Origin of the sequence: [Limnothrix rosea] IAM M-220 (assembly GCF_001904615.1) — a bacterium.
Taxonomy (GTDB): Bacteria; Cyanobacteriota; Cyanobacteriia; order Cyanobacteriales; family MRBY01; genus MRBY01.
Genome location: NZ_MRBY01000048.1, coordinates 8988 through 29314 on the forward strand (window position 1 = coordinate 8988; position 20327 = coordinate 29314).

Genomic DNA, 20327 nt, shown 5'->3' on the forward strand with positions numbered 1-20327 from the left:
CATACAATCCGGCGAGGTTATTCAGACTAGTCGCCACAGAGGGATGGCGATCGCCGAGCAATTCTTTCCACATCTGGAGGGCATCAATGTAGAGGGGTTCGGCGGCTTCATATTTCCCTTGGGACTCATGCAATCTTGCCAACCAAGAGGAATAAAGAGCGATAGTTTTCTTCTTGGCTTTTTTTAAACGGACAATCTTTAACGCTTCTTCCGCAGGGGGAATGCCATCACTGTAGTGACCCACCTCATCATAGAATTGCGCAATTTCGTTGAGGTATCCCGCTAAAGTCAAACTCTCTTTAGGTAGTGCCTGACGACCTTGTTCAATCGCCCTTTTGTATCCCGACAAAGCATTATTTAGATATTGATTTGCTGCTTCACTTTGACCATTCGCTAGAGCTGCTTTTGCCCTTTGGTGAGCTTCTTTCGCCTGCTGAAATGTATTTGCAAAGATCGGTGCTTGATTTAGTCGAAACTCTCCACCTTGTAGTTTTAATCTCTGGGTTTTTAATCGTTGCCGCACCTCAGGATTTTCCATGGTCTGAAGCAACTCATCGGCCACCGCCATCGACTGTTTAAAATACGGTCGCAAAGATTGCCATGCCGTCACCAGTTCCCAGTCTGCATTCGCCGGAATTTCTGCTGCCCGTTCACTGAGTCCTTCTACAAAAGCCAGTTGCCACCCCTGCCGATCTAATTGCGGAGTCCACTGATCTCCAAAGTATTGATGAAGTAGGGCATGAACCCGATAGACTTCACCTTTTTTGACTTCCCGCAGCAAACTCATATCCCGCAGCCAATCTCTCGCCGCCATCAAATCTAAAATTTTTGCTGTTGGTCGTTCTTTCTTTTCTGCTGGCTGATGACGCTTCCCAAACAAGCCCCGTAGCCAATTCTTGAACCTTTCCCATAGACTTAGCCTTTTCGGTGTAGCTGTCGGTAACTCTATCGGATAGCAAGCCACCACTGCCTCCACCAGTTCCCAGTCCACATTTCCCGCCGTGAATAAACTCAGTACCCTTGCGAGCTGTTGTGCCGAGACATCGAACTCTTCTAACTGCTGCCAGCTCACCTGAAATGCTGCTTTTAAACCTTTTTCCTGACGTTTTCGCGTTTCTAGTGTTTTCTGTTTACCGATCGTCAACGGCTCCGCCTCTAAGCCCTCCGCCTTCAGCGCTGCAACTAAAGCCTCCACTGTCCGCCCTGACTGAGACACACCGAGCCAACTTCCCGCCAAAACCAAAGCTAAAGGTAATCTCCCTAATTGTTCACAGAGATTTTCGACTGTCGCTATTTGCCCGTCGACGCGATCTTGATGGTTTTTGCCCACACAATGACAAAACATCTCTACCGCTGCCTCTAGCTTTAGCTCCTCCAGCTCAAAAGCCGCCAAATCTTCCCAGCGCTCCCTTGAAGTTAAGAGAATCCGAAAAGGCGATGTTTCCTCAGAACTTTGCGGTAAAAAATCAGCAATCTCTGCCTGATAATCTTTGACATCATCGATCACAATCAACGCCTGAGCTGACATTGAGGTACAAAATTCCTGCCAAAGCTCCCAAGCTTTCTTTGCCTGAGCTTTCGGTGATTTTAATAACCGGAAATCTGTTGTGTCGTTAAGCTGTGCTGCAATAACAAAATCCTGTAAATCATCCAGAAAATTCGCCGCAGAAAGATAGGCGATTCCCCCCTGAAACTGGTTTAGTGCGCGTTTTGAAATTGCATACTGCAAAGTCAGTTCACTTTTCCCGACTCCCGCCATGCCAGTAACGAGAACAATAGGCAGATTGCCATCTTGCTCCTCAAACAGTTCATCAATGCGCTGAAATTCCGCTTCTCGCCCGACGAACTCCGCAACACCCGCTTCTAAATTGTCCAGTTTTTGTTTAACCGGAACCTGCTCCGGCGAATCCTTTCAATCAGATTGATTGATATTAAACGTGATTTGGTGACCGCTCCCCCCTTGAATCACAGGAGACTTATTGTCTTTGACAAAATTCACTTCACCACCAGAAACATTAAAAATCTCACCTTGCATCTGATCGATCTGCGTAATTTGCTGGGCAAGTTGCTGCACCTCTTCGGCAAATTCTTGATCCTCACGCATCGCAATTTTGAGAGAATCCGCAACGCTTTCCAGTGCATCTTCATCACCCGTCTCAGCTTGAGTTAGGGCATTTTCTGCAGTCGGATTTCCCCGCAACTTATCCCAAATCTTTTTCCGTAAAAGATTTGCTTTATCCCATGCTGCATCGAGGGATTTATCGAGGGCTTTTTCCCCGGCTTTGGTGGCAAGAAAAGCTAAAGACGTGATGGCGATCGCCGAGAGAGGTTCCATAGTTGCCCTACAAAATCACAAATTACAAACGCTATGCCATTTAGTGTAATTGAAGTCCCGATGAGCAGTTACAGCTATTTGCAAAAAAATTCCCCCTAAGCTTCGTCCCCAGAAATAAGGGCGATCGCCTGATCGATAATCTTATTCTGATCAACCATAGCCGCCAGCTCATCCGCCTCATATTTGCCTTCAAACGCCTCTAGAGCTGCCTGTCTCAGTCCAGATTCATAGGCATCCTCTAGGGTTTCCCGTAATTCCTCCAGAGTTAGATAGGTTCCCTTCGCCTTGCGTCGTTTGTTCGTACGTTGAATTTGTTTGACCGAATTAAAGATCGAAATTTCCCATGAGCGGGTAGAGCGACTCTCGGCTTTTTGCTTGATCAGGTGGAGTAATAAAATAATGCTGAAACTAAAAATTTTGTTGAGCTTGTCATCTTTGCTCATCTCCGTCATTTCCTCCACCAATAGCAACGCATCGGCGATATTCCCACTGAGCAAAAATCCCTTGAGTTCTAATAACTCTTCCATCGTCTTAACCCTCCTGAGTTGAACTACACTTTGCCCCACTTATCCGAAATCAAGTTTTATTCCCCTACAAACTATTCACCTCTGCCACTGTCCATTCCATTACTTTTTTACCGAGGGAAAGTCCATCAAGGCGATCTGCTTCCCGCACTCCGGTGGGACTGGTGACATTCACTTCTGTGAGATTACCGCCAATAATATCTAGCCCCACAAAATACAGTCCATCTTCCTTTAGTTTCGGCGCTACCGTTGCCGCAATGTGGCGATCGCGCTCGGTAATATCCACTTGGGCAATGCGTCCACCGACGGCCATATTCCCGCGAAAATCATCGCCTGTGGGAATCCGATTTACCGCACCGATTGGCTCACCATCAAGGACGATTAAGCGTTTATCACCATCCTTCGCAGCAGGCAAAAATTCTTGCACCATTACGGGTTCTGTGCCCTGTTTGGTACTAATTTCCAAAAGAGAGTTAAAGTTGCGATCGCCCTTCGGTAAAAACAAAATCCCTTCCCCCGCTTTACCACCGAGGGGTTTAATTACTGCTGCGCCTTTTTCCTCCACAAATTCCCGCACAACGGATTTCTGCGAGGTCACAATCGTCGTGGGAATGACATCACCAAAATTAAGCGCATAGACTTTTTCGTTGGCGGCGCGAATGCCTTGGGGGTTGTTCACCACAAGAGTTTTTGTCGGGTCAACCAAATCCAAAATATAGGTGGCATAGAGATAGGGCGTATCGACGGGCGGATCTTTACGCATAAATACCGCCTGCATTTCCGTGAGGGGCATCAGCTTTTTTTCGCCCAGCTCAAACCATTCCTTTTCAGCACGCCACAGTCCATCAATTAGTTTGACCGGATTTAACGTGACAGCCTGTAAAGTTGCCCAAGCCTGATTTTTGATAATGCTTAAATCTTCGATCTGGGTAATCCAAACCTCATGGCCGAGCTGCTGGGCGGCCTCCATAAAGGCAACGGTGGTGTCATGACCGGGATCAAGTTTGGCGATGGGATCGAGGATAAAAGCGAATTTCACGGCAGGGAACTCTAATTTTTTCTCCGTCGATCATAAATCAATTGCGTTTGGAAAAGGGGGACGCGGTGAGAGAGTGAAGAGGGGAAAGGGAGAATTTACTCAGATCACAAAATCCCATGGATTCAAAAATAAAAAATATGTGGTGTCGCCGTGTCCCTTTGTCTCCGTATCCCCGTGTCTCTTTTTCGTCTCTTTTCCGTCTCTTTTTCAGAGTTGCATGAGGAAGGGGACAGGGAGAATTTACTCAGATCACAAAATCCCATGGATTCAAAAATAAAAAATATGTGGTGTCGCCGTGTCCCTTTGTCTCCGTATCCCCGTGTCTCTTTTTCGTCTCTTTTTCAGAGTTGCATGAGGAAATCGGCGATCGCCTGATTAAATGCTTCTGGTTCGACGATATGTGCCCAATGGTTGCCGGGAACCGTTTGCCAGGTGAGATTCGTAAGATTTTTCTTGTAGGATGCAACCTGAAAACTGACGCGATTTAAGCCTTTTTCGGGTTGAATAAACAAACTCGGTAAATCGCTGGGATGACTAACGCCTTGCTCTTGCATCACGTCTACAAAAATTTCATCGCAGGCTCGCTTCACAAATTTGCTGTGATATTTGCCAGCTTCCATTGGTTCAATGCTGGCGTTAAAAATTGCAGCTTGCCATTCATTCCAACCACGAAATTGCTTTAACCCTTTGGCGATCGCCTCTGCTTTTTCGTAACTGGGAAATTCACCCATGAGCTTGAGAAAAGGCAACACTTTATATGCAATAGGAAAGGTAAGCGTCCACCATTGGGGAATTTTGTTATTAAAAAACGGATCAGCCAACATCAAACTGCGGAAATATTCAGGTTCGCGCATTGCCCAAATCGCCGCCAATTTTCCGCCCCAACTATGACCGAGAATATGAGCTTTTGACCAACTAAATTTGGCAAACACACCTTTAAAGTCGGCAATATAATCATCGCAAAGATAACCCGACTCCGGTTTAGAACTGTCACCATGTCCCCGCAAATCGAGAGCCACCACATGATATTTCTGCTGGAGTGCCTCCCCCAACTTTGCCCAAACCAAGCCATTGTCTGCTAGGCCGTGGAGTAACAAAACAGGTTCGCCGCCTTGCCCCCATTCAAAATAGGACAGAGTAATTTCGTTATCTAGTTGGAGCGATCGCCGGGTTGGGGGAGAAAAAGTCATCGGTTAGCTTTCGGTAGATTCACCCTCAGAATTATTACCGGGATAGCCGCCGATTAGACCACTTTCAATCATCAAACCTAAACCCGCATTAATCACCGCAAGGCTGATCGTGCCCCACCAAAACCAAGGTTCACCATTGATGCGCCGGGTGATCGATTCACCCAAAAGGCACAAACCAAAAGGGAACATCAATACACCGATTTGTGCCGTAATGTACCAAGTTAATTTGCTCGATCTAATTTTTTTTCTCAAATTCATGGCGATCGCCTAATCCACAACAAAATTCCGTTCCAGCAATTATAAAGAAAGACAGGAGCGGTTTGGAGCAAAAAAAACGAAAATCTTCCCGAAAATCATCTGTTCCGTCGAAATTTAGTCCTTTGTGAAATGTTCAATTTATAATCATGCCGAAGAACTTCTAGGGAGTCTCCCACACCCTTCCTTGGAAAAGGTGGCCTTAGGCCGTCAGGGATGTCCGAGAGTTGCGCAACCCATTAGGATTTTAATGTCCAACCTTTAATGTCTTTTTGACGAGCGCGGGCAACGGCTAGGGAATCCGCCTCCACATCTTTGGTAATGGTTGAACCCGCTGCAATTGTGACATCTTCACCAATATTAATCGGCGCAACCAGAACGCTATTGGCTCCAGTCTTACTGCGATCGCCGATCACAGTTTTGTGTTTATTGACCCCGTCATAATTTGCAGTAATCGTCCCCGCGCCAATATTTACCTTTTGACCCAGTTCCGCGTCGCCAATATAGGCAAGATGCGCCATATTACAGCCATTGCCGATCGCCGATTTTTTCACTTCAACGAAATTTCCGATGCGGCAACCATCGCCCACAACAGCCTTCCCCCGCAAATGGGCAAAGGGGCCAATGCGAGTATTTTCGCCCACTTCGCTATCGATCACATAGCTCGACATAATGGTGCAATTCGCGGCGATCGCACTGTTTTCGATAAAGCTACCGGGGCCAACATGACAACCCCCTTGAATTGTCGTGGTTCCGCGCAGATGACAGTTCGGTTCAATGACGGTGTCCGGCTCTAAATGCACCGTATCGTCGATGGTGATTGTTTCCGGTTGGAGCATCATCACCCCCGCCTTCATCCATTTTGTTTTAATGCGATTTTGCAAAATCGAATAGGCATTGGACAGTTGGAAACGGTCGTTAATACCGCTAATTTCCTGAGCATCAGCCACATCCATCGCCATCACTTTGTCGCAGTGGAGCACCACATCAGTGAGGTAATATTCCTGCTGATCATTATTGGTGGTGAGTTGCGGTAATGCCTCCGCAAGGGTCTCCCATTTAAAGCAATACACCCCAGCATTAATGCGATTATTTTGGCGCTGCTCTTCAGTACAGTCACGGTGCTCAATAATTTGGCTCACGATTAAGTTTTCATCACAGAAAATCCGACCATAACCCGTCGGGTCAGGCAGTTGCGCCGTTAAAATCGTTGCGTCATTTTGATTATCCTGATGGACTTTTACAAATTCGGCGATCGTCTCAGGGCGCAATAAAGGTACATCCCCGTTGAGCACCAACACATCCCCAGAAAAATCCTTAAACGGCTCCAGTAATTGCTGCACTGCGTGACCCGTACCAAGCTGTTCTTTTTGTTCGACAAATTCTAATTCAGAGCGATGGGCTAAAGCCGTTTTTACCTCATCGGCACGGTAACCGACGATGGCACAAACCCTCTCAGGTGCGATCAGGTCGCAGCTCTCAATGACACGTTCCACCAGCGATCGCCCACCGAGGAGATGAAGAACCTTTGGCAAATCCGATTTCATCCGAGTGCCTTTGCCTGCTGCGAGAATTGCTACCGCTACCATCGTTAAAAAAATTTCTTTAGGGAGATGTCAGTGTGGAGTATATCGCACTGTCCGTCGCTTCCCACAACAGGACTCAGAAAGGTTTCCCACAACAGGGCGATCGCCTCCCCAAGTCCTGAGAAACAAACCCTATGGCCTATAGACCTGCGGGATTTCTCCCAATATTTTTCTCCAATGCCTCAATGTACTGAGCAATGTCATGGTCGCGGAATGCCCCTCCCTGTGCCCGTTCTCTGACAAAGGCCTTGAGACCATCGACCCGATCCGTAAACTGAAACCAAGCCCCAACATCCGACGTGAGATTTTGCTCATTGTCGATATAGAGAAAAGTCCCAACATGGGTGTATCCCGCTAGACGCTGCGGCACACGCGAAACGACATCATTATTATTTTGAAAACGAAAATAGCGCTGTTTCGCCTCCGCATCAAAATGACGCTTCAGGTCTCGCTTTGAGGGTCGCGGCTGCCCAAACGTATAAGTGCCATAAAAAGGAACATCATAGTAGGCGAAATTAAACGAACAAACCGAAGCTAGCGCCCCACCGAGACTATGTCCCGTAATCCAAAATGGTTTGCGACGATAATCATCGCGGGCAAGGACTTCTTGCATGGTGAACTGATCATCTGGCCCTTTGTCTTCCCAAATATCAAGAAAGGCACGATAGAATCCCCCATGCACTCTTCCTAGGGGGGCAGCTCCCCGCTCCGCTGGAAAATCCACAGCCCATACCCCCAGATTGTCAGCCCAGTCTGCTTTTTCGTCTGTTCCTCGGAAGGCAATAATTACAAAGCCCGGTGAGCCAAAGATGCCACCACCATCGTGTTTTGCGACAAAGGCTTGGCTACTTTTGTTGTTGAAAGTGATTACTTCACTAAAGCCGACATCCCATGCCTTCAGCTCCCGTAAAATCACATTGCCGTCTGGGGATGCATCATCCGAAGCTTTGCGGGTATAGGCAAGACCGGCGGCACGGGCGAGCCAGTAGGCATTGTGGGGTTTATAGAAAGTGGTGTAGGGTTCAAATTTAAATTCGGGAGGCATAGTTTTTACGACGGAAAGATTATTCTGATCTAATCCTAGAGTGGGATTTTTGTGGAAAAAATAACGTTTTCTAAATGACTTGTGGGGTTCTTTACTGGCATTATTGTTAAGTTTTCACTGTGAGTTGCCGATGCGATCGCCCATGTTTCCTAGCTCTCCCCAGCCCTACACCACGATGATGATTATCCCGACGGGGATTGGGGCAAAAATTGGGGGCTATGCGGGCGATGGTTTACCGACAGCTCGGCTTGTTGCTCAGGTCTGCGATCGCCTGATTACCCATCCCAATGTGCTGAATGGCGCACAACTTTTTTGGCATATGCCCAATGCCCTCTATGTGGAAGGTTATGGCTTAGATCAGTTTGCGGCGGGAAATTGGGGCTTAAAACCTGTACGGCAAAATCGGGTGGGCATGATTCTTGATCAAGGGATTGAAGAGGAATTACGCGTACGTCATATCCAAGCAGCCGATGCCTGTCGCGCCACCTTGGGTTTATCCGTTACCGACTACGTCGTGACCGATGCACCACTCAATGTCACCTTCAAACTCTCAGAGTCTGGAGCAAGCTGGGGCACGATTGAAAATGTGGGGAGTTTATTGCGCGCTGCGGAAAGGTTAATTCAGGAAGCAAAAGTCGAGGCGATCGCCGTCGTTGCCAGATTTCCCGATGACGAAGATAGCGAGATGCTCGCCCAATATCGTCAAGGTGCGGGAGTAGATGCCCTTGCCGGAGCCGAAGCCGTCATTTCCCACCTCCTCGTCAAAAAATTCCAGATTCCCTGTGCCCATGCCCCAGCCCTCGCGCCGATCCCCATTGAACCAGACTTATCTCCGAAAGCGGCGGCAGAAGAATTGGGCTACACTTTTTTGCCCTGTGTTTTAGCTGGTTTGAGTCGCGCACCACAGTTTATTGTCAAGAAAAATCCCCAAACATTAAGTGATCAACATATTTGGGCGGATGCAGTGGATAGCCTTGTGATCCCCGCCAGTGCTTGTGGTGGGAGTGCAGTACTGAGTCTCAGTCGTACAAAAACCTTAATTATTGCTGTAAACGAAAATGACACCGCATTAAGCATTTTTCCGGAAATAGTTGGGATTCAGGCTTGTCGAGTAGACTCATACCTAGAGGCAATTGGCATTCTTGTTGCCCACCGCGCCGGACTTGATTTTCGTAGCCTGAGTACGACTGTCCCGCCCCTTAGAGAAATTTAGGTATTTTCCTTGTGAATCATCAGTCTAATCAACCTCAACTTGAGCCGTTATCCCGCCAGCAAGTACTGCTGCTCATGGGTATTACCGCGCTGCTACTGTTTATCGTCGGTAATCTCTGGCGCATGATCGGCAATGTGGCATTGTTGCCTTGGGAAATTACCCCGACAGCTTTTCTCCAAGGTGGGGCGATCGCCGCAGGCATCATTATGATGAGTAGCATTTTATATGCGCTGTGGGAAGATTATCGTCAAAGTGTCAATACCTATTTAGAATTTGTCCTTAAACCTTTAGCTCTCCCGGATGTGGTGTGGTTGGGGTTATTGCCCGGCCTCAGTGAAGAGTTTTTATTTCGCGGCATTATGCTGCCCGGCTTAGGATTTGGCTGGATTGCCTTAGTTTTTTCTAGTGCCTTATTCGGTGTATTGCACATTAGCGGCGCACAGCAGTGGTCTTACGCCGTTTGGGCGACGGTAATTGGTTTTGTGCTGGGGTTTAGTGCGATCGCCACCGGCAATCTTTTTGTGCCAGTTATTGCCCACATCATCACAAATCTCACCTCTAGTTTTATTTGGAAAATTCGTAATCCTATGACCACGAGCCAAAAATAAATATTTTTTAGTTGCTGAATTTTAATGGCGATTCCCGATTATCAAACTCTAATGTTGCCTCTTTTACAATATTTAGGTGACGGTAATGAACATTCTTTGCGTGAGACGATTGAATATTTAGCAGAGAAATTTGAACTCAATAGCACAGAGAAACAGGAACTATTGCCCAGTGGAAAACAACCACGATTTGACAATCGTGTGGGCTGGTCAGGAACACATCTTAAAAAATCTGGATTAGTCCGATATCCTCGTCGTGGCTATTATCAAATAACTCAAAAAGGCATCCAGGTACTAAAAGAAAAACCGAATAAAATAACCTCTAAATTTTTAAGGAAATTTCCCGAATATCTTGAATTTGTTGCACCAGAATCATCACATACGATCTCAAAGTCCCACCAAGTTAATGATGTCGCTAATACTCCAGAAGAGATTTTAGAAGAAGGTTTTCGGCAAATACAGCAGGAGTTGGCCACAGATATTCTTGACCGAGTTAAAAGCTGTTCACCAGAATTTTTTGAAAATTTGGTGATCGATGTGTTATTGGCAATGGGTTACGGCGGCTCTAGAAAAGAAGCAGGTCAAGTGGTTGGCAAGTCTGGGGATGGCGGCATTGACGGCATTATAAAAGAAGATCGTTTAGGGCTTGATGTCATTTACATTCAAGCAAAACGTTGGGATGGCAATGTTGGCAGACCTGAAATCCAGAAATTTGTTGGTGCATTGCAGGGACAACGGGCAAGAAAAGGCATTTTTATCACAACGTCCAACTTCACAAAAGAAGCGATTGATTATTCCCAGACGATCGACTCCAAAATCATTCTGATTAACGGCAAGACACTAGTGCAATTAATGATCGATAGCGATGTTGGTTTGTATACGGCAGAGGTTTACAAAATCAAAAAAATTGATAGTGATTATTTTCTGGAATAGGACTGCGGCGATCGCCTCTGATTGTAACGAGTTTTACTTTTGGCAAACAGAACAGAAATGTGTCGATCGCCCAGCCATTTTGATGCGCTCGATTGGGCTGCCACACACACGACAAGGTTCTCCAGTGCGTCCGTAAGTTAGAGCCATACCACCATAATTTCCATTGGTGCCGGTGGTACTGACAAAATCACTAAAAGTTGTGCCGCCTTGGGAAATAGATGTTTCCAGCACTTCAATAATGGCGGCGTGGAGTTTTTTCAATTCTTTCGGCTTAAGACTACTAGCCGCGCGGGTCGGTAAAATTCCTGATTTAAAGAGAGACTCATCGGCGTAGATATTTCCTAAACCTGCGATTATCGCCTGATCGAGCAAAAAAGTTTTCATTGGGCGCTGGCGATTTTTGCATTTGTCTCGCAAATAATTCACCGTAAAGTCTTTGGATAATGGCTCAACACCGAGACGCGTTAAACCTGTAATCACCGTTTCCACTTTTGTCCCTGCCGGAACCCACCAAATTTGTCCAAAGGTGCGCATATCAACAAATCTCAGCTCGCGATCGCCGTCAATAAAAAATCGAAGTCGCGTATGTTTTTGGACGGGTTCAGTGGGAGATGTCCAGAGAAATTTCCCTGTCATTCTGAGATGAATACCTAGATGGGAACCGTCCGATAATTGCCCTAAAAGATATTTGCCGTAGCGTTGCCAAGCCTCAATCCTCAATCCTTTGATAGCACCCAGAAAATAATCGGGATCTTCAGGAGCGGCTAAGGTTTTTGACAAAAGAATTTCAGCTCCTGTAATCGTTTTTCCGGTGGTAATTTGTTCTAAACCACGGCGCACCGTTTCGACTTCTGGCAATTCTGGCATTGATAATCTCAATTTTGATCTTGAGACAATATAACAAGGTCGTCCCTAGGAAATCTTTACCAAAAATTCAAATGGTGATTTACTTTGGTAGCGTTGATAACCCTTTAATTCATCGATTTTTTTAATTCATCACGGAAGATATGTCGAAAGTCATTGTTACGGGCGTTGCTGGATTTATTGGTTCTAATCTCGCGGAAACTTTACTCTCTCAGGGACAAGAGGTGATCGGAGTTGACCAAGTTAATGACTATTACGACCAGAATTTAAAACGGCAAAATGTTGCGGCTCTAAAGGATTTTAAGAATTTCCAGTTTATGGAAGATGATATTCAAAATCTCGATTGGCGATCGCTCTTTTCTGAAGCCAATGTTGTTTTTCACCAAGCTGCACAAGCAGGTGTGCGGGCAAGCTGGGGACAGGGTTTTCGGGATTATACCGAGCGCAATATTAATAGCACTCAAATTATGCTCGAAGCGGCCAAGGAAGTTGGCACATTAGAGCGGTTCGTTTATGCGGGAACCTCTTCGGTTTACGGTAACGCGGAAACAATGCCCACTTCTGAACTGATTCCACCACAACCGGTTTCTCCCTACGGCATTACAAAATTGGCAGCGGAACGGATGTGCTTTTTATACCACCGCAATTTTAATGTGCCTGTGACTTCGCTACGGTATTTCACGGTTTACGGGCCTCACCAACGGCCAGACATGGCGTTCCACAAATTTTTCAAGGCGGCAATTAAAGAAACCACAATTCCTATTTATGGCGATGGTAAACAGACCCGTGATTTTACGTTTGTGAGTGATGCGGTGCAGGCAAATTTATTGGCACTCAAAACGCCTGAAGCGGTAGGTGAAATTTTTAATATTGGTGGTGGCAGTCGGGTGATCCTCAATGATGTCCTCGATGAAATTGACCAAATTGTCGGCAAGCCGATTACCCGAAATTACGGCGATCGCGCGCGGGGAGATGCGAGACATACTAGTGCTGATGTGACGAAAGCGAAAACAATTTTGGGTTATGACCCGCAGGTGAGCTTGTCAGAAGGATTACGCCGTGAATGGGAATGGATTCAAACGTTATATTGCTAAAAAAATAATCTAACTAAAACCTTTTCCTGTAGGGGTTTACCATGGTAAACCCCTACAAAAAATATGAATTGAAAAACCATGAACGATCAAATGCCAGCACCACCGCAGCCCTTGCCCGATGAGCTTTGGGGTGAAGAATGGCGGTTTGCCAGTATTCCGGCTGGAGATTTTTGGGATATGTTTGGCGATCGCCCAATTCCGTTTCTCTCGATGCCCCCCGAATTTAATCCCGTTAATCTTGGCATTGCCTCCAACACCTTTATTCCCGGTGTGGTGATTTACGGCGGCAGACAATCAATGCAACTGGCGAGCTGGGTTGCGGAACGAAAACCCCAGACGCATATTTATCAAGAAACCGAAAAAAATCTTGCTGGCGGATTATTACTAAACGATAAATCTGATCAACGCTGGGTCACTTTAACCTTTCACGATCAGACGATCGCCACCGCCGGACAACGCTACCAACAGCGGCTAATGGCAGCCAAGGGATTACATTTTTTGTTGGTGCAGCCCGATGACTCCGATGTGACTTTTAGCGGATTATGGTTACTGAAAGCATAAAAATGCCCCCACTTCCAATAAAGTGAGGGACATTACACAGTTAGACCGAGATTGAGGCGAAAAAAAATTAGCTTTCCGTGATTTTTGCCATCAAATTTTCTTTAACCATCATCTGACGGAATAATTCCAGTAAAAACTCTTGGGTCTGCTCCAAAGATAAGTTGCGAGCTTTCATCTCAAACATCTGTACTTTGAGCCTTTGATCGATCGAGAGTTGATTTTCTGAAGACATAACCTTACTCCTTTTCTAATGAAGTGGCGATCGCCATGTATGTTCCTAGATACATTGAACAAGAAGCCTGTCAACACTTCTGTTAAAAATAAAACATTTCTTAAAAAATTATAGCAAATTCATCACAATAGGGTGTTTTCACCAAGGCAGACCGGATAAACTAATACGCTAATCAGAAGATTTTTTTAGGAAATTCCCGATATGCAGAGCTTTGCAGATGCCAAAGAATTTTTTCAATATAGTGCAGGCAAATGGCGTTCTAAGCGCGTCACCCATCACCTGCCGTTCCGTCGTGCCGAAGCGGGTGGCTCTGACATTAAAGTAGAAAACCTTGAAAAAGATGACGAGCGCATTGTCGAAATCTGCGAAATGCACAAAATGGACGCAGCCAATAGCGTTGGCGGTTCCTACGTCACCTGGGCGGGCTCTATGCAATGGGATAAAGACGACGAAAACCACGAAGGAAGTACCGTTTTTGCCCTAATTCCTGATGCTGACAATCCCCGCCAAGGCAAACTATTGCGCGAGCGTGGTTATGCGGAAATCGTTCCCGTTGCTGGCGAATATCACCTCGACGAAGAAGAAGGTTTGGTGCTCACCACTGAATACGAAACCATGACCATTTATGAGCGTTTCTGGTTTGCCAATGAAAATCTTCGCCTCAGAACCAGCACAGTAAAACGTTTTGGCGGCTTTAATACCACCACATTTTGTATGGAAGAGCGTGTCCTTGATGATGCAAAAAATAATGAGGAGGCGATCGCCGCGGCTGAGTCCCAGCCCTATGCCTTTAGCGGCTGGTAAGTAAAAAATAGTGTTTCATTACAAAAGCTTTATTCTCCAAACTTTAGAGCCGAAAACCATAGGCTTTCTTAGCAAAGGATGTTAAGGTAATAGACTGCAATTAATTGTATTTTTATTTTCTAAACACAACGGAATTATGGCTTTAACGCAAGAGCGTAAACAGGAACTCATGGGCGAGTATCAGATTCACGAAACTGATACTGGATCTGCGGATCTCCAGGTCGCATTCCTCACCACTCGCATTAACCAGCTCACAGAGCACCTCAAAGTAAACAAGAAAGATCACTCTTCCCGTCGTGGTCTCCTTAAAATGATTGGTAAGCGGAAGCGCCTACTGCAATTTATCAAGGCAAAAGACCAAGCACGCTACCAAGCACTCATTGGTCGTCTCGGTATCCGTCGCTAGAATTTGTTTCGGCACGTCAAGAAATCATTTGTTTTTTAAGATTTATGCCCTCTGAACCCCCTCGCGAGCCACTACCTTTTGAGCCGCGCCAGACCAAAAAAAAGACTCCCAAAAAAGAACCTGTCGCTGCTGCAAAACCAGCGAAAACCTCCACGAAGACTGACAATCGTCGCCAAAATCGTAGAGATAATCGCGATTCCGGCACAATCCCAGAAGCTGTTAGTCAGCGGATGATCCGTCGGATGGCTTTCTTTTGCGGCATTCCGACAGCCTTAGGCATTAGTTCCTTTGTGATTTCCTATTACATTGTGATTAATGAAATCCTTGAATTGCCAAGTATCGCTGTATTGCTTGTCAGTCTTGGGTTTTTCGGTATTGGTGTCCTTGGTCTGAGCTATGGTCTCCTCTCCACATCTTGGGATGAGGAACGCACTGGTAGTCTTCTTGGCGGTGATGAATTTGTCCTAAATTTAGGTCGCATGGTGAAGGCATGGAAGGCAAGCCGACAGGAGGCTCGCAGCAAATCTTAAAGTTTTAACCCTTGGTTTTTTAGGGTTTCCGAGTTTAAATATCTCGTATATGCTTTGTCGGCTGTCAAAATTTTCTCTAGGATCAATGTATTCATCGATATTGAGAACAATGGCGATCGCCGACAAGTTATTTTTTATAGCGTCATCATAGAAAAACAAAATCAAGTTTTTATTGTTGTAATCTCCGAGGAACAAGCATGATCGTTGTCATGAAAGTTGGTTCACCAGAAGCGGAAATCAATCGCTTAAGCGGTGAACTAGAAGAGTTGGGTTTGACTCCTGAAAAGATTGTCGGTGCCCACAAAGTTGTCATTGGTCTAGTTGGTGACACAGCGGCCTTTAATATTGAGCGAATTCAAGAGTTGAGTCCTTGGATTGAGAATGTTTTGCGTGTAGAGAAGCCCTTTAAACGAGTTAGTTTAGAATATCGCCACGGCGAGTATAGTGATGTCGTTGTCCCGACACCAAACGGCGATGTAACCTTCGGCCCGAACCATCCTGTTGTTGTGGTTGCCGGCCCCTGCTCTGTTGAGAATGAAGACATGATTGTCGAGACAGCGCTACGGGTGAAAGCTGCTGGTGCAAAGTTCTTGCGTGGTGGTGCTTACAAGCCGAGAACCTCTCCCTATGCTTTCCAAGGTCATGGTGAAAGTGCCCTAGAATTATTGGCTGCAGCTCGCGATGCGTCCGGTCTTGGCATTATCACTGAGGTGATGGATACGGCTGATGTGGAGAAAATTGCAGAGGTTGCTGATGTGCTCCAAGTAGGGGCGCGCAACATGCAGAACTTTGCCCTCCTCAAGAAAGTGGGTGGGCAGGATAAGCCGGTTCTCTTAAAGCGTGGTATGGCGGCGACCATCGATGATTGGTTAATGGCGGCGGAATACATCCTCGCGGAAGGCAACAGTAATGTCATCCTTTGTGAGCGCGGTATTCGCACCTTTGATAGTAAGTACACTCGTAATGTTCTGGATATTTCTGTGGTGCCTGTACTCCGCAGTTTGACTCATCTCCCCATGATGCTTGACCCCAGTCACGGTACTGGTAAGTCTCAGTTTGTTTTGCCCATGGCAAAGGCGGCGATCGCCGCAGGTACGGACTCTCTCATGATCGAGGTTCACCCCAATCCGGCAAAAGCCCTTTCTGATGGCCCCCAGTCCCTCACTCCGGATGCTTTTGATGCAGTAATGAAGGAGTTGGCTGAGTTTGAAAAGCTCACTGGTCGTACCCAGAAGGAGTTGGCGATCGCCTAATTTCAGGGAACAGGTATCAGGTATCAGGTATCAGTGAACAGATATCAGACATCAACTGTAGGGTGGTGAAGTAAGAGGGGGTTTAGACAACTCTTCTTGGGACAATGGCAAGCGTAACCCACCTACTATTTGTGAAAATTTAAGTGAAGATCCTCGTTCATCAGAATGGGGATTTTTCGTTCTATTGCGAAAGTGGTTAGCTTACTGATAGGGAATGTAGCGTAAAGTATGCGTCGAGGAAAAAGTAGTTAGAGGCTATGGCAGAGCATTCGGATATTTTGATTTTAGGGGGCGGCATTATTGGTCTTAGTATTGCCGTCGAATTACAACAGCAAGGTCGGCAGGTGATGGTGCTCAATCGGCGTTTTACTGAGGCGGCTAGTCACGCGGCAGCGGGGATGTTGGCTCCGCAGGCAGAACGCTTAACTGGAGCTATGCTTGAATTGGGACGGCGATCGCGGGATCTTTATCCTGCATGGTCTCAGAAAATTGAACAGCTCAGCGGCATGGATGTCGGGTATTTGCCCTGCGGTATTTTTGCACCCTGTGAGGAGAAACCAGCGAATATTAACGCTCAGGAAAATGGCACTTGGCTAAATCGTACGAAGCTTGATTTTTATCAGCCAAATCTTGGGGAGTCGGTGGTTGGCGCTTGGTGGTATCCAGAAGATGGGCAAGTGGATAATCGCCAATTAACCCAAGCACTTTTACAGGCGGCTCAAGGTCTTGATGTAACTCTCAGAGAAGGGGTGACAGTCCTCGGTTTACAGCAAGCCCAAGGGAAAGTTCAATCTATACAAACCGATCAAGGACAGTTTACCGCCGATCATTATATTTTGGCGGCAGGGTCTTGGTCAGCGCAGATTACGCCTTTGCCTGTATATCCAATTAAAGGGCAAATGTTGGCGTTACAGATGTCCACACCAGACAGCCTCAAACGGGTGCTTTACGGCGATGGCATTTACCTTGTGCCCCGTCAGGACGGCACATTAATCGTCGGCGCAACGGCAGAAGAGGTGCAATGGCAGCCCAACAATACTCCCAAAGGCATCAAATATTTGCTGGATAAAACGATTCGTTTATTGCCGGAAGCCAAGGATTGGGATATTAAAGAATTTTGGTGGGGCTATCGTCCGGCAACGGCTGATGAGTTACCTATCCTCGGAGCTTCTCCTTGCGCTAATTTGACCTACGCAACCGGACATTATCGCAATGGTATTTTGCTAGCGCCTATCACTGCCAAATTAATCGGCGATCGCCTAAGCACTGGACAAGATGACCCCTTGCTAAAACATTTTTCCTGTCAACGCTTTTTTGAGAATAATCAATCTATGAATAACGGTTCTAATGGTGCCGCAACCCTCTATGCTGCTCCCCGTGAAAAGAATTTAGGAACATTACCCGCTGATGACCAATTAGTGATAGCAGGACGGACATTCCGATCGCGACTCATGACAGGTACAGGAAAATATCCTTCTATTCCGGTCATGCAGGACAGCGTCGATGCTAGTGGCTGTGAAATTGTGACTGTGGCTGTGCGCCGCGTTCAAACGAAAGCTCCGGGTCATGAAGGATTAGCAGAAGCCCTCGATTGGAACAAGATTTGGATGTTGCCCAATACTGCGGGTTGTAAAACGGCTGAAGAAGCAATTCGGGTGGCGCGGCTCGGTCGGGAAATGGCACGACTTTTAGGTCAAGAGGAAAATAATTTCGTCAAGCTCGAAGTGATTCCCGATGCGAAATATCTTTTGCCTGACCCCATCGGCACTCTCGAAGCAGCCGAAATATTAGTAAAAGAAGGCTTTGCGGTGTTGCCCTACATCAATGCAGATCCTTTATTAGCGAAACGTCTCGAAGAAGTAGGCTGTGCGACGGTAATGCCTTTGGGTTCGCCCATTGGTTCCGGTCAAGGCATTCAAAACGAAGCCAATATCAAAATCATTATCGAGCAAAGTAATATTCCCGTTGTCATCGATGCCGGGATTGGTTCCCCCAGTGAAGCGGCTTTGGGCATGGAAATGGGTGCTGATGCATTGTTAATTAATTCGGCGATCGCCCTAGCTCAGAACCCTGTTCAGATGGGTCGCGCGATGGGTTTAGCCACAGAAGCCGGTAGATTGTCCTATCTTGCTGGACGTATCCCCGTCAAAAATATGGCGATCGCCTCTTCCCCCCAAACGGGCGTTGTGTCCTAATCAATTGCCATAACTTTGCTCCTCACTGAACCCCTTGAAACTCGATGGATAACCGCGAGAAAATTACCATAACGTCAGTTATGGATCAGAATGTAGCCAAAATTCTTGAGAGAAAAGGAGACACAGAAAAGCAACGAAAATTTGCATCTTTTGAAAGCTCGGATTTACTTAGGCCCCATAAAAATTGCACCCAAAAGCCTGAGAGAAAAGAAGACTTGGGGATAAAGAAGTAAGGAAATATTGACCTTGTTCTCACCAAAAACCGTGAGTAGGGAAAATCTGTCTCCCTCTTACCCTATCCCCTTCGCCGTTTCATCATTAGAGCCCCAGCCTGAACCGAACTCAGGTGAAGCCACAAACTCTTGTATTCAAAGTGGGAAAATCACCTAGCTATTGCTTTTTATAACACTTGAAATTCATGCAAAATTTATCCCAAAAGAGAACTTACTCCTCCGGCATGATCACTGTGTCAATAACGTGAATCACACCATTGCTAACCATCACATCAGCAGCAATGACATTTGCACCATTGATTTTAACGCCATCGTCTAGGGAAACCATCACACTATCACCTTGAACCGTAGGCACAGCACCAGCGGTTAGATCACCAGAAGTCACCTTACCGCTCACGACATGATAGGTCAGAATTTCTTGGAGTAATGCTTTGTTTTCAGGCATAAGTAATGTCTCTACCGTGCCTTCAGGAAGTGCCGCAAAAGCTTCATTGGTCGGTGCAAAAACAGTAAAAGGGCCTTCTCCAGATAAGGTGTCGACTAAATCACCCGCCGTTACCGCCGCCACTAAGGTTGCAAAGGTTGTATTACCAGCCGCTAATTCAACAATATTTAGGCTGACAGGCATTGACACTGGGCTTGTCACGGCAACTTCTGTCATGGAGTCTTCCATTTCCGTCGCCTCGGTGGACTCGCTAGGGGGTAGCAGGACGGCATCGATAACATGAATAACACCGTTCCCTGCTTTAATGTCAGCAGCAAGGACGTTCGCGTTGTTGATTTTGACACCGTCTTCTAGGGAAACCATGAGGTCACTGCCTGCAATGGTAGAGACTTTACCTTCGGTTAAATCACTAGAGGTGATGTTGCCGCTGATGACGTGGTAGGTCAAAATTTCTTGTAATAATGCTTTGTTTTCGGGCATCAAAAGGGTTTCAAGAGTGCCTTCAGACAGAGCGGCAAAGGCAGGATTGATTGGTGCAAAAACGGTAAAGGGACCATCTCCAGATAAGGTGTCAACTAGGTCTCCCGCTTGCAGTGCTGTGACCAAGGTAGAAAAAACTTCATCACTAGTTGCAATGTCAACAATGCTCGGAGCGGAAACTTGAGCCATTTCGAGGGTCGAGCTACTGGAGGGGACTTCTTGAGCCTGAACAGTAGTGGGCAAAACCATTGCAGCGTAAAGGAGGAAACCAAGACCTGTCGTTAAAGCGGTGAGTGTAGAACGCATACTTTTCTCCTTGAGACGATTTAAATGTAAAGATCTTCGTTGATTTATTAAGTTTCTTTACTAGCCTAACTGTAGCAATTGTGGGCTCGTCTTGGTAGAAGTCGTTTTTTACTTAATCTGAACTCTGGTTATTTTGGTTAAAGATAACGTGAGTTTTGCTTAAGCATGCTCGGAAGTACGACGCGGTGAATGGGAGAGC

Annotated in this window: 21 protein-coding genes; 10 read left to right on the forward strand and 11 right to left on the reverse strand. The window is 46.4% G+C overall.

What is annotated here, in order from left to right; genetic code table 11:
* The 8 genes from NIES208_RS15210 to NIES208_RS15245 form a co-directional block, all read right to left on the reverse strand.
* Positions 1-1876, reverse strand: a 1876-nt coding sequence (locus NIES208_RS15210) for a tetratricopeptide repeat protein (RefSeq protein WP_225875325.1), incomplete at its 3' end; no start/stop codon positions are given.
* 36 nt (positions 1877-1912) lie between these two features.
* On the reverse strand, positions 1913-2335 hold the full coding sequence (locus tag NIES208_RS15215) for a hypothetical protein (protein ID WP_075893835.1): 423 nt from the start codon (positions 2333-2335) through the stop codon (positions 1913-1915).
* A 95-nt stretch (positions 2336-2430) separates the two neighbouring features.
* Positions 2431-2862, reverse strand: a complete 432-nt coding sequence (locus NIES208_RS15220; RefSeq protein ID WP_075893836.1) for a DUF29 family protein — start codon at positions 2860-2862, stop codon at positions 2431-2433.
* Positions 2863-2926: 64 nt separating this feature from the next.
* Entirely contained in the window at positions 2927-3898 is a 972-nt protein-coding gene (gshB, locus tag NIES208_RS15225; RefSeq protein ID WP_075893837.1) for a glutathione synthase, read from the reverse strand.
* 341 nt (positions 3899-4239) lie between these two features.
* Entirely contained in the window at positions 4240-5088 is an 849-nt protein-coding gene (locus NIES208_RS15230) for an alpha/beta fold hydrolase (protein WP_075893838.1), read from the reverse strand.
* Positions 5089-5091: 3 nt separating this feature from the next.
* On the reverse strand, positions 5092-5253 hold the full coding sequence (locus tag NIES208_RS19550; protein ID WP_235641405.1) for a hypothetical protein: 162 nt from the start codon (positions 5251-5253) through the stop codon (positions 5092-5094).
* Between the two features lie 329 nt (positions 5254-5582).
* Complete coding sequence (gene glmU, locus NIES208_RS15240) at positions 5583-6932, reverse strand: bifunctional UDP-N-acetylglucosamine diphosphorylase/glucosamine-1-phosphate N-acetyltransferase GlmU (RefSeq protein WP_075893839.1); 1350 nt, start codon at positions 6930-6932, stop codon at positions 5583-5585.
* Between the two features lie 136 nt (positions 6933-7068).
* A complete protein-coding gene (locus tag NIES208_RS15245; RefSeq protein ID WP_075893840.1) occupies positions 7069-7974 on the reverse strand; it encodes a lipase family protein in 906 nt (301 codons plus the stop codon).
* A 142-nt stretch (positions 7975-8116) separates the two neighbouring features.
* Here NIES208_RS15245 and NIES208_RS15250 point away from each other — a divergent pair, with 142 nt between their 5' ends.
* From NIES208_RS15250 to NIES208_RS15260, 3 genes are all read left to right on the forward strand, one after another.
* Complete coding sequence (locus NIES208_RS15250; protein ID WP_282956496.1) at positions 8117-9187, forward strand: DUF3326 domain-containing protein; 1071 nt, start codon at positions 8117-8119, stop codon at positions 9185-9187.
* Positions 9188-9261: 74 nt separating this feature from the next.
* On the forward strand, positions 9262-9795 hold the full coding sequence (locus NIES208_RS15255) for a CPBP family intramembrane glutamic endopeptidase (protein WP_075893853.1): 534 nt from the start codon (positions 9262-9264) through the stop codon (positions 9793-9795).
* A gap of 24 nt (positions 9796-9819) precedes the next feature.
* Positions 9820-10725 carry a restriction endonuclease gene (locus NIES208_RS15260; protein ID WP_075893841.1) on the forward strand — a complete coding sequence of 302 codons (906 nt, stop codon included), beginning with the start codon at positions 9820-9822 and terminating at the stop codon, positions 10723-10725.
* A gap of 33 nt (positions 10726-10758) precedes the next feature.
* Here the strand turns inward: NIES208_RS15260 and NIES208_RS15265 are convergent, their stop codons facing one another.
* The gene (locus NIES208_RS15265; RefSeq protein ID WP_075893842.1) at positions 10759-11592 is read right to left on the reverse strand and encodes a DNA-formamidopyrimidine glycosylase; all 834 of its coding nucleotides are present in this window, start codon (positions 11590-11592) and stop codon (positions 10759-10761) included.
* A 140-nt stretch (positions 11593-11732) separates the two neighbouring features.
* On the opposite strand from NIES208_RS15265, the gene NIES208_RS15270 reads away from it, so the two are divergent.
* Positions 11733-12683, forward strand: coding sequence for an NAD-dependent epimerase/dehydratase family protein (locus tag NIES208_RS15270; RefSeq protein ID WP_075893843.1), 951 nt, complete (start codon positions 11733-11735; stop codon positions 12681-12683).
* Positions 12684-12761: 78 nt separating this feature from the next.
* Positions 12762-13244, forward strand: coding sequence for a Tab2 family RNA-binding protein (locus NIES208_RS15275; protein ID WP_075893844.1), 483 nt, complete (start codon positions 12762-12764; stop codon positions 13242-13244).
* Between the two features lie 67 nt (positions 13245-13311).
* Here NIES208_RS15275 and NIES208_RS15280 read toward each other — a convergent pair whose 3' ends face one another.
* Entirely contained in the window at positions 13312-13476 is a 165-nt protein-coding gene (locus NIES208_RS15280; protein ID WP_075893845.1) for a phycobilisome degradation protein NblA, read from the reverse strand.
* Positions 13477-13677: 201 nt separating this feature from the next.
* On the opposite strand from NIES208_RS15280, the gene NIES208_RS15285 reads away from it, so the two are divergent.
* The 5 genes from NIES208_RS15285 to thiO all read left to right on the forward strand — a co-directional run bounded on the left by NIES208_RS15285 (position 13678) and on the right by thiO (position 18664).
* A complete protein-coding gene (locus NIES208_RS15285) occupies positions 13678-14280 on the forward strand; it encodes a phycobiliprotein lyase (protein WP_075893846.1) in 603 nt (200 codons plus the stop codon).
* Positions 14281-14416: 136 nt separating this feature from the next.
* Positions 14417-14686: a 30S ribosomal protein S15 gene (gene rpsO, locus NIES208_RS15290; protein WP_075893847.1), complete on the forward strand. Its 270-nt coding sequence runs from the start codon at positions 14417-14419 to the stop codon at positions 14684-14686.
* Positions 14687-14730: 44 nt separating this feature from the next.
* Entirely contained in the window at positions 14731-15216 is a 486-nt protein-coding gene (locus NIES208_RS15295; protein WP_075893848.1) for a PAM68 family protein, read from the forward strand.
* Positions 15217-15413: 197 nt separating this feature from the next.
* Positions 15414-16469: a 3-deoxy-7-phosphoheptulonate synthase gene (gene aroF, locus NIES208_RS15300; protein WP_075893849.1), complete on the forward strand. Its 1056-nt coding sequence runs from the start codon at positions 15414-15416 to the stop codon at positions 16467-16469.
* A 257-nt stretch (positions 16470-16726) separates the two neighbouring features.
* Positions 16727-18664 (forward strand): glycine oxidase ThiO, encoded by a 1938-nt coding sequence (gene thiO, locus NIES208_RS19835; protein WP_075893850.1) that lies wholly within the window; start codon positions 16727-16729, stop codon positions 18662-18664.
* 444 nt (positions 18665-19108) lie between these two features.
* Here thiO and NIES208_RS19430 read toward each other — a convergent pair whose 3' ends face one another.
* Positions 19109-20128 (reverse strand): fasciclin domain-containing protein, encoded by a 1020-nt coding sequence (locus NIES208_RS19430; protein WP_084176657.1) that lies wholly within the window; start codon positions 20126-20128, stop codon positions 19109-19111.
* Between the last annotated feature and the right edge of the window lie 199 nt (positions 20129-20327).

What these genes read in the sequence shown, in the direction of transcription:
- NIES208_RS15215 (WP_075893835.1), bottom strand. Translation starts at nt 2,335, where the DNA reads ATGGAACCTCTCTCGGCGATCGCCATCACGTCTTTAGCTTTTCTTGCC.
- NIES208_RS15220 (WP_075893836.1), bottom strand. Translation starts at nt 2,862, where the DNA reads ATGGAAGAGTTATTAGAACTCAAGGGATTTTTGCTCAGTGGGAATATC.
- NIES208_RS15230 (WP_075893838.1), bottom strand. Translation starts at nt 5,088, where the DNA reads ATGACTTTTTCTCCCCCAACCCGGCGATCGCTCCAACTAGATAACGAA.
- glmU (WP_075893839.1), bottom strand. Translation starts at nt 6,932, where the DNA reads ATGGTAGCGGTAGCAATTCTCGCAGCAGGCAAAGGCACTCGGATGAAA.
- NIES208_RS15245 (WP_075893840.1), bottom strand. Translation starts at nt 7,974, where the DNA reads ATGCCTCCCGAATTTAAATTTGAACCCTACACCACTTTCTATAAACCC.
- NIES208_RS15250 (WP_282956496.1), top strand. Translation starts at nt 8,117, where the DNA reads ATGTTTCCTAGCTCTCCCCAGCCCTACACCACGATGATGATTATCCCG.
- NIES208_RS15255 (WP_075893853.1), top strand. Translation starts at nt 9,262, where the DNA reads ATGGGTATTACCGCGCTGCTACTGTTTATCGTCGGTAATCTCTGGCGC.
- NIES208_RS15260 (WP_075893841.1), top strand. Translation starts at nt 9,820, where the DNA reads ATGGCGATTCCCGATTATCAAACTCTAATGTTGCCTCTTTTACAATAT.
- NIES208_RS15265 (WP_075893842.1), bottom strand. Translation starts at nt 11,592, where the DNA reads ATGCCAGAATTGCCAGAAGTCGAAACGGTGCGCCGTGGTTTAGAACAA.
- NIES208_RS15270 (WP_075893843.1), top strand. Translation starts at nt 11,733, where the DNA reads ATGTCGAAAGTCATTGTTACGGGCGTTGCTGGATTTATTGGTTCTAAT.
- NIES208_RS15275 (WP_075893844.1), top strand. Translation starts at nt 12,762, where the DNA reads ATGAACGATCAAATGCCAGCACCACCGCAGCCCTTGCCCGATGAGCTT.
- NIES208_RS15280 (WP_075893845.1), bottom strand. Translation starts at nt 13,476, where the DNA reads ATGTCTTCAGAAAATCAACTCTCGATCGATCAAAGGCTCAAAGTACAG.
- NIES208_RS15285 (WP_075893846.1), top strand. Translation starts at nt 13,678, where the DNA reads ATGCAGAGCTTTGCAGATGCCAAAGAATTTTTTCAATATAGTGCAGGC.
- rpsO (WP_075893847.1), top strand. Translation starts at nt 14,417, where the DNA reads ATGGCTTTAACGCAAGAGCGTAAACAGGAACTCATGGGCGAGTATCAG.
- NIES208_RS15295 (WP_075893848.1), top strand. Translation starts at nt 14,731, where the DNA reads ATGCCCTCTGAACCCCCTCGCGAGCCACTACCTTTTGAGCCGCGCCAG.
- aroF (WP_075893849.1), top strand. Translation starts at nt 15,414, where the DNA reads ATGATCGTTGTCATGAAAGTTGGTTCACCAGAAGCGGAAATCAATCGC.
- thiO (WP_075893850.1), top strand. Translation starts at nt 16,727, where the DNA reads ATGGCAGAGCATTCGGATATTTTGATTTTAGGGGGCGGCATTATTGGT.
- NIES208_RS19430 (WP_084176657.1), bottom strand. Translation starts at nt 20,128, where the DNA reads ATGCGTTCTACACTCACCGCTTTAACGACAGGTCTTGGTTTCCTCCTT.